The organism is Actinomycetota bacterium (assembly GCA_013152275.1).
Classification (GTDB): Bacteria; Actinomycetota; Acidimicrobiia; order Spongiisociales; family UBA4744; genus BMS3Bbin01.
The window spans coordinates 18,321-31,470 of the sequence record JAADGS010000028.1 but is presented as its reverse complement, the minus strand read 5'-3'; the positions used below and the strand labels follow the sequence as shown (position 1 = coordinate 31,470).

The following is a 13,150-nucleotide window of genomic DNA, read 5'->3' as shown; positions in this document are numbered from 1 at the left end:
GATAGGCTGACATGCATGAAGTATCCCGAACGTCTTCTCAGCAGCGGCGAGCGTGTCGATCTTGCGTTCCGTCCCCATTGGAAACAGCTCATCTGGCCGGTCTTCGTGTCGGTGATCGCCCTCGTCGGCGTCATCGTCATCGCCGTACGTGCCGAGGGCGCGTGGATGTGGGTCGGTCTCGCCGTCGTGGTTGCGATCTGGCTCGTGCTGTTCGCGCCGCGGTTCACCCAGTGGTTCTTCACCCACTACATCATCACGAATGAACGACTCATCGTCCGCCGAGGCATGTTTTCCCGGCACGGCAAGGAGATACCACTCGAGGTGATGAACGACGCGACCTTCACCCAGACGTTCTGGGAACGGCTGTTGCGATCGGGGGACCTGATCATCGAATCGGCGGGAGAGCAAGGCCAGAGTCATTTCAGCGACATTCCGGACCCGGAAGGGATCCAGTCCGAGATCTACCGGTTGCGGGAGGACCGGATGCTCGCACTTCAGGGTGGGACCGGACCTGTCGAGCAGCTCGAGGGGCTGGCCAGGCTGCACAAGGACGGAGTCCTCAGCGACGAGGAATTCGCCGAGAAGCGGAGCAAGCTCCTCGACCAGATTTGAGGAACCTCGGATCCGACTTTACGTCGGCGTTTCCTGCCCGTAGCGTGTCCAGGTCAGAAGAGGTGTGATGGATCCACAAGAGCCACAGAGTCGCGTCGTTCCGATCATCCTCATCGTCCTTACGTTCGCGGCGGCCTCCCTTGTCGGGATCACGCTGTACCTGATTCTCACGTCGTAGGAGTCCCCGTCATGCAGGAACTGTTGAGCGCGTATCTGCCGGCTGCATCATCGGCCATCTCGTTCGTTTTCGCCTGGATGGTGCTTCGCAGGTGGCTCGATCGAAGGCATCCCTACATGTTGCTGTGGGGTACCGGATTCGTCATGTACGGCATCGGTGGAGCGATGGAGGCGATCTATGGCTTCGCCGGCTGGAGTCCGCTCGTGTTTCGACTCTGGTACCTCTTTGGCGCGATCCTCGTCGCCGCATGGCTCGGCCAGGGCACCGTCTACCTGCTGGTGCATCGGCGCTTTGGGAGAGTGAAACTGGCCAACATTCTCATGGTGATCCTGGCGCTCGGCTCGTTGTACGCGCTGGTCAAGGTCGCCGGGGCGCAACTCGACCCGAGCAAGATGCTCGAAGGGGAACTGAGCGGACCCGCCATCGTCAGCTCCGGCGTTCGGATACTGACACCGTTCTTCAATCTCTACGGTGTGGTCATGCTTGTCGGGGGAGCGATCTACTCGGCGTACCACTTCTGGAGAACGAGAGCTGCGGTGAACCTGATGATCGGGAACATCCTCATCGCGATCGGGGCCATGATGCCGGCATTCGGTGGTTCGGCACAGCGCTTCGGCATACCGGTGGCCTTGTATGTCGGTGAGTTCCTGGGCGCGATCCTGATGTTCATCGGCTACCTGTACTCGTCGCGACCCCAAACCACCCGGATGGTGTGACGCGCGGCCGTGGGTGCCGACTCGAACCGATCGTTCCCACGTTCGGGCCTGCTCAGGAGGTGCGTTTGACGAGGCGCCGGGTGGCAGAGAGCAGCTCGGCGATGCCCTCGAGGAAGCCAGGAATCGAATCGTGGATGAACCGCTCCCAGTTCAGGATGGCGATGATCAGGATGACGACCGGCGGAAGCCACCAACCGCCGACCGATCGTGAGTATGCCAGCCACATGAACAGGCCATAGGAGATTGCCTGAAGCACAGACGAGAGCGAATCGTTCCCCAGTGCGATCCAGCCCCCACCGAACACCACGACGACGAGCAACCCGACGGCCCAGCTCACATACCCTCCGAGAGCCAGCCCGACCATCAGGCCGGCACCGACGAACGTGTCGGCTTGAAGATCCCATCGACCGAGATGTGTCGGCCGCGAGGCGGCACGGGCGCTCTTGCCGTCGAAGTAGTCGGTCAGCCAGGCCGTTGCGAGAAGTGCGGCGGCGGTCTCGAGCCGACCTTGGCCAACCATCGCCACCAGGAGCAAGGCGATGAGTGCTCGCAATCCGGTCAGCATGTCTGCCAACACCGCCATATCTCAATTCTGGCAGATCGCCCCGTTCGGAGCCGGCCCGGGAGGCTCCTAGCCCTCCTGATCTCCGAAAGGGTTCTCCGTATTCTCTCGCAGGAACCGTTCCACTTCCGAAGCGATCTCCTCGCCACTCGGAATCGTCTGCTGCCGTGCCACCAACTCTTCGAGGCGCTGCAGGTAGGCAACCGCCTCCGGCTTGTCGGCAACGGTTGCGTCGAGTTCCCTGCGCTGTTCCGCCGCTTCGTCGACGAGACCGCCCAACGGCAGGTCGATGCCGAGGTGGCGGGCGGCACGCTCGATGAGAGCGATTGCTCCGGCATGGTACGGTCCCGCCACGTAGTGCGGAATCTGCGCCCAGAACCCGACTGCCGGAATACCTCTGCCGGTGATGGCCTGCTCCACGATGTTGACGGCGGCGCCAGGGACCTTGAGGACGCCTTGGGGCAGTTGCTCGTCATCGGGGATGAGATTCTTTCGAGAGGCCGTCGTGAGGATTCGCACGGGTCGGGTGTGGGGGACCGCCGCCGGCACGCCTCCGAGAGAAACCATTTCGACAACGCCGAATGATTCTGCGATCTCGGCAATCGATACGCTCAACGCTTTCCACCGAAAGTCCGGCTCGTTGCCCGTCAGCACGAGCAGGTCGCGTTCATGTCGGACGTGCGTGAGTGTGATCTCGGGCCAGCGAACAACCTGCATCACTCCTTCGACGAACTCGACATCGGGACGCGATGCCCGGTAGTCGAACAGTGCGTCGCCGTCGAAGGTCACGACTTGCCTGCCGTCGCGTGTGAGGGACGCCGCCGCCCGGGTGCCGACCGAGCCTGCGTTCACCCAACCGTCGAAGGCGGCGATGAGCGCGGGAGCGACCAGGTCGGGGATGTCGTCGATGGGTTCATACAATGCCATACGACCTTCAGCGTACTTCAGGTTCCGGTATGTGCCGGCGTTCGAGGAACCTTGCCTTCCGCATGTGACGTCTTACCCTTGACACCGGGCGGTTCCCGGATGACGACGAGGAGTGGGACATGAAACGTGGAATTGCGATTGCAGGCCTGGTGCTTCTGCTGGCGGGGTGCGGGTCGGGTGAGAGCACCGTTCTGGACAAGGCCGCACCCGCGCGAGGGTTTGCAGCAACCGGTGCTGCGGAGCCGGGGACCGACCAGGCCGTGACCGACCAGGCCGTGACCGACCGCAAGATCATCAAGAACGTCTCTATCGACCTCGAGGTGGCGGATCCTGAACAGGGGGCGCGCTCCGTGGAGCGGCTGGCCGATCAGTTCGGCGGCTTTGTCTCGAACGAGAGTCTGTACCGCAACGGTGGCGGTGTGGACGAGACCACGTTCGCACGACTTCAGGTGCGTGTTCCCGCCGACCGGCTGGCACAGTTCCTGGATGCGCTGAAGGCGGGGGCCATCGACGTGCGATCCTTGGACATGTCCTCGCAGGACATCTCTGAGCAATACTCCGACATCGAGGCGCAGCTGCGCAATCTGCGCGCGTACGAGGAGGAGCTACGCCTGCTGCTCGCCGAAGTTCGGGATCGGCCGGAAGCAAAGGCGGACGATCTTCTCACCGTATTCGAGAGCATTCGCCAGGTACGTGGTGAGATCGAGCAACTCGAGGGCAGACAGCGGCTCTTCGACTCCCAGGTTGCATTGGCCACCGTCGATGTGACCCTGACCCCCTCTGAGGCCGTCGCGCCACTGGCGAGGGAGGGATGGAGCGCCGGTTCGATCCTCCGTCAGGCCGTTCGGGGGCTCATCGTCGCGCTGCAATGGATCGCATCCGCGGCGATCTGGCTGGTGGCCTTCTTCCTTCCCGTCCTCATCGTCATTCTCGTGCCGATCGCCTTGGTCGTCTGGCTGGTGATGTGGATCGTCCGGCGGCGCAGACGGGCGGACACGGACGACGGTGACGAGGCCTGAGAGCTACCGGGGGCTTCACCCCCGTCGGGTGAAGCCCCCGGCATCGACTAGCGTGCGGCCGTGGTTTGGTTCGGTGCACTCGTGTCTGCAGGCCTGTTGTGGCTGGCGTTTCCTCCCGTGGGTTGGGGAGCGATCGTCTTCATCGCTCCTGTTCCGTTGCTGTGGGGTTTGCGGCGAGCGAAGGGTCGCTGGTCGGCGGCCGGAGCCACGTATCTGTTCGGGATCGTCTTCTTCACTTCGTTGCTGTGGTGGGTGGCGATCAGCACGCGCGTCGGCGCGGCGGTGCTGTTTCCGGTCATGGGGCTGTATCTCGTGCCACTCGGTTGGATCGTCTGGCGGACCCGCGCATGGGCGCCGGGTCTGTGGTGGATGGTGGTCGTGGGCGGTTGGGCGGCGACGGAGTGGGTACGTGGCCACTGGCCGTTCGGGGGTTTCCCGTGGGGTTCGCTCGGTACCGCGGTTGGTGACGTTCCGGCCTTGCGGGCCACGGCGCAGTGGGTAGGGGAGACCGGCCTTTCGGTGCTGGCGGTGGGGATCGCCGCAGGTCTCGTCCTCGTCCTGGAACGCAAGAGTGCCCGTTGGCTGGCCGGTGCCGTCGGAACCGCGCTCGTGCTCCTGCTCGCCGGATCTCTCTGGCCGCCGCAGACCGACGGAAACGTGCTGCGTGTCGCCGTGATCCAGGGGTCGAGTCCGTGCCCCGGACGCTACTGCCCAGGTGAGAACCAGGAGATCTTCGATTCGCATCTTGCGTTGACACGCACCCTGGAAGCGGGAAGCGTGGATCTCGTCATCTGGCCCGAAAGCTCGGCTCAGTATGGGGCCGAGACGCTGACCAATCCGCAGAACGGGGAGGCTGTGGCCGCGGAGGCGGTGCGATTGGACGCCTCGATTCTCGTAGGGTCGACCCGCGCCGTGGGAGACACCGGGTTCGTCAACGCCAACGTTCTCTACGGTCCGGATGGTGTCGTCGTCGGTGAGTACAGGAAGCGTCAGGGGGTGCCGTTCGGCGAGTACGTGCCGTTTCGGCGGTACCTGGGCTGGGTGAAGGAGATCGATCGTGTGTCTCGGGACATGGTTCCCGGGACGCACCCTGTCGTGTGGGATCTTCCACAGGGCCCCTTCGCCTCGGTGATCTGCTTCGAGGCCGCGTTCCCCCGTCACGTACGCGAAGCGGTGCGCGCCGGTGCGAGATTCGTGGTGGTGACGACCAACGAGTCCGGCTATGGGCGCTCGGCGGCGACGCTGCAGTTCAGTGAGATGACTCGCATGCGGGCGGCCGAGAACGGTATCGACATGGTGCACGCCTCGATCACCGGTTCGAGTGCTCTCATCACCGCCGACGGGACGATCACCGATCGCACGCCGATCATGGAGCCCGCCATTCTTCGTGGCGAGGTCGGATTCCGGACGTTGGGACCAACGTTGTACAACCGGGTGGGAGACTGGGTGCAGCTGCTCGCGATCGCAGGGTTTCTCGCCGCCGTCGGCCTCGGAGTGTGGCGAGAACGGGTGGGCTGACGTTGCCGCCGGCGGCTCTCACGGTCCTTCGGGTGGTGCACCAAGGAGCTTTCCGACGATGGCGGGGACCGTTGAAGCGGCCCGCCCGTCTACCCGAACGGCCGCGAGGTCATCTCGATCGGTCGGTCCGAGGTTGGCGATCACGAGCGGAGCGCCGCGAGACACGGCGTCGAGGACGAAATCGACCGCCGGGTACACCGAAAGCGTGCTTCCGATCGACAAGACGGCATCTGCCTCGTCGGACATCTGTTGGGCCCGGGCGATGGCCGCACCCGGCAGCAACTCGCCGAACAACACGGTGGTCGACTTGAGGATGCCGTGGCAATCGGGGCAGCGGGGGTCGGCTTCGCCTGCGTCGATTCGGTCGAGGATCTCCTTTGCGGGCCAGACCCTGGCACAGGAGACGCAACGAACGCGCCTCAAGTTGCCGTGGAGTTCGGCGACTTCGGTCTCGGGCAGACCTGCCTTCTGGTGGAGCCCGTCGATGTTCTGGGTGATGCAGCCGGCCATCCGACCGCTCTTCCACAGATCCACGACCGCGCGATGGGCCGGATTCGGTTGTAGATCGCCGATGTCGAGCTCTCCGGCGAGGTGGATTCGCCAGACTTCACGGCGGGCCGCGGCGTCCGACAGGTAGCGGCCGATCTCGAACAGCGACGGGTCGACTCGAGACCAGAGGCCGTCCGGACCGCGAAAATCGGGGATCCCGGACTCGACGGAGATCCCGGCGCCGGTGAACACGAGGATGTGGGCGGCTCGGCCGAGGATGTCGACGGCTCGCTGGACGGGCGTCTGCATGCCCCGCAAGATAGTGCACCGCCGGAGATTTCGGCCCGATGGACCGGTGCGGAGGCTATCTGGCCGGTAGCCTCTGCGTCCATGAGCACATGGGTTCACCGGCAGCGACTCTCGACGCGGCACAAGGTGCTGTGGGCCTTCGGGACGTTCGGTGTCTCGCTCTCCTACGAGGCGTTCATCGGCTGGGTGCAGTTCTTCTATCTGGACGTGCTTCGCCTCGCCCCTCTTGCGATGACGTGGGCCTGGGTGCTGTACACCTTGTGGAACATGGTCAACGATCCGATCGCCGGTCAACTCTCCGATCGCACGAGCACCCGCTGGGGTCGGCGGATCCCGTGGATCGTGGCGCTCGCGATACCGCTGGGTATCAGCTTCGCGCTGATCTGGATGCCGCCCGCCGGATTGGGACTCGGGCTCGGTGGGGGCCTCTGGTGGTATTTCCTGATCGCCATATGCGTTTTCGATGCGATGTTCTCCGCGATCACCATCAACTACGTTGCGCTGTTTCCCGCGATGTACCCGGAGCAGGGCCCTCGGGCCGCCGTGGCAGGGTGGCGGCAAGGGTTCGCGATTCTGGGTGTGATCGTCGGCGTGACGTTCGCCAAGAGCCTCGCGGACGCCATCGGGTGGGCCGCGATGGGAGTCCTGTTCGGAGCCTTGGCGAGCCTCGCGTTCTTCATCTCCCTCGGTGGGAGTTTCGAGCCTGCTCGCACGTCCGTCGCATCGGAGGTTCCGTTCAAGACGGCCGTCCGGATGACGCTTCGCAGCGGTTCGTTCCGATGGTTTCTCGTCATGTCGACCGCCATCGAGTTCATGCTCATCGTTCTTCCCGCCGTCGTGCCGCTGTTCGCGAAATACGTGCTGGGGGAGAACGACGGTCTTCGGCAGGGCCTGATCAGCGGTGTCGCGTTCGTCGTCGCCATACCTTCGTTCGCCCTGTGGACGTGGGCGGCGAAACGGTGGGAGAGCCGCTCGGCCATCATCGTCGCGCTCGGCCTCTTCGGTCTTCTGTTGATTCCGCTCGGAGTCGTCCGCTCGTATGACCAGGCACTCGTCGCGGCGGGGGGCCTGGGCGTCGGCCTGGCCGGACTGCTCATGTTGCGTGAGGTCATGCTGGCCGACGTGATCGACGAAGATGCCGCTCGTCACGGGGTGCGTCGCGAGGGGATGTTCTTCGGAATGCACGGGTTCGTCATCCGGGCGGCATTTGCCTTCCAGGGCACGCTGATCGGTGGGATGCTGGCGATCACGGGCTACGACCCCTCGCTCGTCGTGCAGCCGCACAATGTCGCAGTGGGCCTCCGGATCCTCATCTCCGGCGCGCCGCTGCTCGGCGTCGTGGTGGCGGCCTACGCCGCACGCCGATACTCGCTGTACGGGGAACGCCTGGCGGCGGTGAAGGCGGCGACGCCCTGATGGATTGTGTCGTACTCGCGGGCGGCGTGCCGATGCCGGGTGACAGCCTCTACTCGTTGACCCGGGGTCTTCCGAAAGCGCAGGTCGAGGTCGCGGGCATGACGGTCGGCCAGCGGGTCGTCGACGCGCTGACGGACGCGGAGACGATCGATTGCATCGTGATCGTGGGGACCGAGCCCGGGGTGTTCGTGTCTCCGAAGATCGTGGAGACCGTCCCGAATCGTGGTGGCCTCGTCGACAACTTCATGGCGGGCGTCGACGTGCTGCTTGCCCGTGACCCTGCAATGCCGATCGCCGCGGGCTGTTCGTCCGATATTCCGTTGTTGACCGGGGCCATGGTCGACTGGTTCACCTCGGCGGCCCATGCGCACGACGCCGTGGCCGGCGTGATCCGCCGCGACGTCGTTCAGGCGGGCTACCCGGACTATCCGAACGAGTACTGGCGACTCACCGACGGTGAATTCACCGCGGCCGACTTCATCCTCTTCCGTCCGGCGATGGCGTCTGGTCTGAAGGCTCGGCTCGAACCGCTTGCCGGAGCGCGCAAGAACACGCTGCAGACTGCACGGCTGATCGGATGGGGCCTTCTGTTTCGGTATCTGGTTCGGCGTCTCAGCCTCACGCAGGCGGAGCGGGGAATCTCGAAGGCTCTCGAACTGGACCTTCGGATCCTCGACGTTCCTCATCCGGAGATGGGGCTCGATCTCGATCTGCTCGAGCATGCTTCCGTGTTGGAGCGTTGGGTGGCGAGGCGCTAAGGGACACCGGCGTGGTTGCCGATGAGTATGTGGTAGCCGGCAGTGAGGAAATGACGTGAAGCCTATGCAACTGGCCGATCCGATCGCCGCCGCCTCCACCTTTCCCGACGAAGTGGGGAGAATCGCGGCGACCCTGCAGTCTGTTGCCGACCAGCTGGAACTTCGAATCCGTGAGATGGAGACGCTCGATCGAATCACGACGTTGATCAACGATGGTCTTCTCCTCGAGGACATTCTCGACAAGGTCTACGAGAGCTTTCGTGGAGTCATCCCGTACAACAGGATCAGCTTCTCACTGATCGAGGGTGATCGCGTCTCCGCAAAGTGGGTGAAGTCCGACCTTCCGACGGTGAAGCTCGCCACCGGCTACTCGGCGGCCCTGGAGGGAAGCAGTCTCCAACAGATCATCGAAACCGGGAAACCCCGAATCATCAACGACCTGGGTGCGTACTTCCGATTCAAGCCGGACTCCGAATCGACCGGCCTCATCCTGGAAGAAGGTATCCGATCGTCGCTCACCTGCCCCTTGACGAACAATGGTTCGGCGGTCGGGTTCATGTTCTTCTCGAGTGTGGCTCGCAACGCGTACACTCCCGACCATGTCGCAACCTTCCTGCGCATCGCCTCGCAACTCTCGACCATCGTCGAGCGAGGGCACATGATGTCGGAGATAGCGTCGCGCGGGGCCGCGATCGAAGAAAAGAACAGGGAACTGGCTCGGCTGAACGAGACCAAGGATCGCTTCCTCGGCATGGCCGCCCACGACCTTCGTAACCCGGTCTCCGCAGTGCTCATGGCCGCCGAGTATCTGGCGGCATGCGCCCTCGAGGAGGAGCAGCGCGTCTTCGTCGAAGATATCGTTCAGCAGGCCCGGTACATGCTCGAGCTCATCAACGATCTGCTCGACGTTTCCCAGATCGAGTCCGGGGTTCTCGAGCTGCATCGCCAGGAGGTGGACCTCTGTGCGTTCCTCGGTCTCGAGGTGGAACGGCATCGGAAGCTCGCAAAGAACAAGGGCATGACGATCGAGTTCATTCCGACGGAGGGCGGGCTCGTGCAGGCCGATCCGGCCCGCCTTCGCCAAGTGGTGGACAACCTGCTCTCGAACGCGGTCAAGTACTCGCCTCCCGGCACCACCGTTCGCGTCTCCGTGCACAAGGTGCCTTCCGGGTGCAGGGTCGACGTCCAGGACGAGGGTCCGGGTATCACGGGCGCCGACCGGGAACGACTGTTCAGTTACTTCGGAAAGCTGTCCAACCGGCCCACCGGGGGAGAGGCGAGCACCGGACTCGGAATGGCGATCAGCCGGCGCATCGTCGAAGCGCACGGAGGGGAGATCGGGCTGGATCCCGCGCCGGGTGGCGGAAGTATCTTCTGGTTCACGTTGCCATAGGGGGCGGCACCCGGAGTAAGGTCGCCTGGAATGGACGATGCTCAAGTTCGGTCGCGTGCGCTCCGAATCGTCCTCGCATTCGGAGTGGTCTCTCTGCTTGCCGACGTCGTCTACGAGGGTGCGCGAAGTGTCCTCGGGCCTTTTCTGGCGACGCTGGGAGCCACCGCCGCCACCGTTGCGCTGATATCCGGCCTCGGGGAGTTCGTGGGGTACGGCCTGCGGGCGGTTGCCGGCGTCGTCGCGGATCGTACGGGTCGGCGATGGGCGCTGACGATCGGCGGGTACGGCCTCACGATGGTCGCGGTACCGCTTCTGGGTTGGGTGGGCCGTGTGGATCTCGCCCTGGCGTTGGTTGTCGCAGAACGACTGGGGAAGGCGGTGCGCACCCCTGCACGCGATACGCTGCTGTCGGTGGCCACCGAGCCGCTCGGTCACGGTTGGGGGTTCGGTCTGCACGAGGCGCTCGATCAGACCGGCGCCGTTCTGGGTCCACTGCTCCTCGCCGCCGCGCTGAGCGTGAAGGGTGGCGACTACCGATTCGCATTCTCGATCCTCGCGGTTCCGGCGGTCTTCGTGGGCGTCGTGCTGCTGTGGGTGCGCCGGCGTGTGGGAGAACCACCGGCGGCGGAAACGTCTCTGACGCCCGATCATATCGACAGGCCGTTGCGTCGATACCTCGCATTCGCAGCATTCACCGGCCTCGGACTCGCACCGTTTCCGCTCATCGCCTTTCATCTGACGACCAGCGGAGTCCTGTCCGATGTGCAGGTGCCGCTGCTGTTCTCCGCCGCGATGGCGGTGGATGCAGGTGCGGCGCTCATCGCGGGCAGATCGTACGACCGTTGGGGGCTCGTCGCACTCGTCGGGGCGCCGGTCGGATTCGGAGTCGCCGCCATGGTCTTCGGTGTCGATCTGTCGCTCATCTGGGTCGGTGGTCTGGCGTGGGGTGCAGCGATGGGCGTGGCGGAGTCGAGCATGCGCGCTGCGGTGGCGAATCTCTCCCGACCGGAACGCCGTGCCACCGCATACGGTGCGTTCACCGCCGTGTACGGCATCGCGCTGCTCGTCGGGGCCGTGCTGATGGGCCGCCTGTACGAGATCTCCACGGTCGCCGTCATGGCCTTTGTCCTGGCAGCCGAGCTTCTTGCGCTCGTCACCCTCTGGTTCCTGGTCCGGCCGTCGGAGCACCGACCGGCCTGATCAGAACCGCTCGAACGTGACTCGGTCGAGCGTGTCGAAGTCGTGCACGGCGATCCCACCCTGGGTGATCGTGTAGATGTTCGGTCCGATCACCATCGTCCGAATGGGCGCCCAGCGCCACGGCTCGAGCCGGTCCATGTCGTTTCCGGTGACGGGCCCGTCCTCGAAGGCACGCAAGATCTTCTCGAAGGTGAGCTTCCGGCCGTTCACACGCACGGCGAGAATGCCGCTGTCGTACGAGGAGCCGTCACGTCCCCAACCTTCGTACGGCATGAGCACGAGTCCGTTCCAGAACGTGAACGCGTGATGGTCGTTCTCGGCCTGCGAGTAGCCGCCGTCCATCGTCACCTGGTCGATCTTGACAGGATGTGCAGGATCCGAGACGTCGAACATCGAGAGTTTGGTGCCCTTCGTCCTTCCGGTCTTGTCGGCGTCCTGGCCGAGTCCGAGCAGCAGACCGTCACCGGCGGGGTGCAGGTACGCGGAGTACCCGAGGAGCTCGAGCTCACCGGCGACCTTCGGTCGTCTCGGATTCGACAGGTCGATCGTGTAGAGGGGGTCGGTCTGACGGAACGTCACGACATATCCGGTGTCGTCGATGAAACGGACTCCGAAGATGCGCTCACCGCGTCCAAGACCGTCGATTCTGCCCACTTCGGCGAGCCGGTTGCCCTCCAGTTGCAGGATCGTCACGAGGCTTTCGGACTCGTCGGACCACCACCAGCCTTGCGGGGCGGTCGTACTCGCCACCCGCAGCGATCCGTCGTACTCGTCCATCGAGAACTGGTTCAAGAGAAACCCGGTCACTTCACCGCTGGCGACGTAGCGCGGACTTCCCGATGTGTCGAACACGTGGATCCGGCTGTGATACCGCTTCGCTTCGTTGCGGATCTCATCTTGCGCGAGCAGCCCCCAGTTCATCCATGGCTGCGTTGCCACGTAGACGCGCTCGGCCGTCGCATACAGCGTGCTTCCCGACGCGACGACACCGGCGTCATCCCAGGAGCCGATTCCGTTCTCGAGATCGAACGTCAGTATCGACAGCGTGTTCAGACCGGAGAACTCGTTGGGCACCATCACCGACGAGCAGTCGAGCAGCCTGCCTTCCGTGGTGCGGCCGCCGCTCTCGAGGACGTAGTAGGGGAGCCAGTTGTCGAGTTTCGAATCTCGGACGATCTGGCGGTTCTTGGTAGTCGCGAGCCGTTCGGATCGAAGCCCGGATCCTTCCGGATACGCCCAGTCGAAGCCGACCGGCGATGAGGTGATCGCGACGGTTGCCCGGGAGCCCACGAGGCGGGACGAGACGTATCCGCCGTCCAGCCAGAGGGTCTGGACGAGCTTGGGACGGTACGGATCGGACACGTCCACCTGGGCCAGACGGGTCACGGCCGATGGTGGCGCCGCGATGCCCATCTCGGGCGCGAGGGGTCGCGCTCCACCCTGCCGGTCCTGGCCGATCAGGAGCACGGTGTCGCCGAAGAGCAGCATCTGGTCCGGCCACCAGTCACGAAGCTCGAGGCTTCCGGCGATCTCGACCCCGTCGTTCCGTGGAATCGCGATCTGCAGGGAGCCGTTCACCAGAGCGAAGATACGATTGCCGTCGGTCTTGACGATGTCCGCCTCGTCGACACCTGCCACCTGGACATTCGTTCCCGAGTAGTCCTTTGCAGCGGACGCCTGGGTCGTCGAAGGCGTTGCGCGCCGGCCCGGAGCAGCGCGGACTACGTCTTCTTCGAGGAAGGCGGGACCATATGACCCATACCCCGGCAGACCGTACGGTCCGACGAGCGGCATCGCCTCTTCGATGTAGTAATCGAGCAGATCTTCACACTGATCGAAGCTGTGCAGTGCGGCACCGAACACACCGGGAGTGGTTGGAGCTGTCGTCGTGCCTCCCACGGTGCCGACCTCGGCACAGGCGGACGTCAAGACTGCAAGTGCAGTGAGCAGGATGGTGAGTCGGCGCATGGTCCCTCCGTTCGTTCGTGGCTTGGACGACCCGAGGCGGCTGCCGGGTTCCCGGAACCTGCGGTCCACGGTGATTGCGTCGCTC

General features: G+C 64.4%; 12 protein-coding genes. 8 read left to right on the top strand and 4 right to left on the bottom strand.

The genetic code is table 11. The annotated features are described in order from the left end of the window. Positions 1-15: 15 nt before the first annotated feature. On the top strand, positions 16-612 hold the full coding sequence (locus GXP34_04935) for a PH domain-containing protein (protein ID NOY55315.1): 597 nt from the start codon (positions 16-18) through the stop codon (positions 610-612). Positions 613-801: 189 nt separating this feature from the next. Next, a complete protein-coding gene (locus GXP34_04930; protein ID NOY55314.1) occupies positions 802-1,506 on the top strand; it encodes a hypothetical protein in 705 nt (234 codons plus the stop codon). A gap of 52 nt (positions 1,507-1,558) precedes the next feature. Here GXP34_04930 and GXP34_04925 read toward each other — a convergent pair whose 3' ends face one another. Then, positions 1,559-2,089 (bottom strand): hypothetical protein, encoded by a 531-nt coding sequence (locus GXP34_04925; GenBank protein NOY55313.1) that lies wholly within the window; start codon positions 2,087-2,089, stop codon positions 1,559-1,561. A 48-nt stretch (positions 2,090-2,137) separates the two neighbouring features. After that, entirely contained in the window at positions 2,138-2,995 is an 858-nt protein-coding gene (locus tag GXP34_04920) for a PAC2 family protein (GenBank protein ID NOY55312.1), read from the bottom strand. Between the two features lie 119 nt (positions 2,996-3,114). Here GXP34_04920 and GXP34_04915 point away from each other — a divergent pair, with 119 nt between their 5' ends. Both GXP34_04915 and lnt read left to right on the top strand, forming a co-directional pair. Further along, positions 3,115-4,014, top strand: a complete 900-nt coding sequence (locus GXP34_04915; protein NOY55311.1) for a DUF4349 domain-containing protein — start codon at positions 3,115-3,117, stop codon at positions 4,012-4,014. Positions 4,015-4,074: 60 nt separating this feature from the next. Further along, positions 4,075-5,532 (top strand): apolipoprotein N-acyltransferase, encoded by a 1,458-nt coding sequence (gene lnt, locus GXP34_04910; protein ID NOY55310.1) that lies wholly within the window; start codon positions 4,075-4,077, stop codon positions 5,530-5,532. Positions 5,533-5,550: 18 nt separating this feature from the next. Here lnt and GXP34_04905 read toward each other — a convergent pair whose 3' ends face one another. Then, positions 5,551-6,330, bottom strand: coding sequence for an NAD-dependent deacetylase (locus GXP34_04905; GenBank protein ID NOY55309.1), 780 nt, complete (start codon positions 6,328-6,330; stop codon positions 5,551-5,553). 81 nt (positions 6,331-6,411) lie between these two features. On the opposite strand from GXP34_04905, the gene GXP34_04900 reads away from it, so the two are divergent. Genes GXP34_04900 through GXP34_04885 form a run of 4 tightly spaced genes read left to right on the top strand, consistent with a single transcriptional unit; the run spans position 6,412 to position 11,097 of the window. Continuing rightward, the gene (locus tag GXP34_04900) at positions 6,412-7,746 is read left to right on the top strand and encodes an MFS transporter (GenBank protein ID NOY55308.1); all 1,335 of its coding nucleotides are present in this window, start codon (positions 6,412-6,414) and stop codon (positions 7,744-7,746) included. Continuing rightward, positions 7,746-8,504 (top strand): NTP transferase domain-containing protein, encoded by a 759-nt coding sequence (locus GXP34_04895; protein NOY55307.1) that lies wholly within the window; start codon positions 7,746-7,748, stop codon positions 8,502-8,504. The genes GXP34_04900 and GXP34_04895 overlap by 1 nt, the downstream gene beginning before the upstream one ends. 55 nt (positions 8,505-8,559) lie before the next feature. Next, a complete protein-coding gene (locus tag GXP34_04890) occupies positions 8,560-9,897 on the top strand; it encodes a GAF domain-containing sensor histidine kinase (protein ID NOY55306.1) in 1,338 nt (445 codons plus the stop codon). Between the two features lie 30 nt (positions 9,898-9,927). Next, a complete protein-coding gene (locus tag GXP34_04885) occupies positions 9,928-11,097 on the top strand; it encodes an MFS transporter (protein NOY55305.1) in 1,170 nt (389 codons plus the stop codon). On the opposite strand, the gene GXP34_04880 is transcribed toward GXP34_04885, so the two are convergent. Next, a complete protein-coding gene (locus GXP34_04880) occupies positions 11,098-13,065 on the bottom strand; it encodes a hypothetical protein (protein NOY55304.1) in 1,968 nt (655 codons plus the stop codon). Positions 13,066-13,150: the final 85 nt, after the last annotated feature.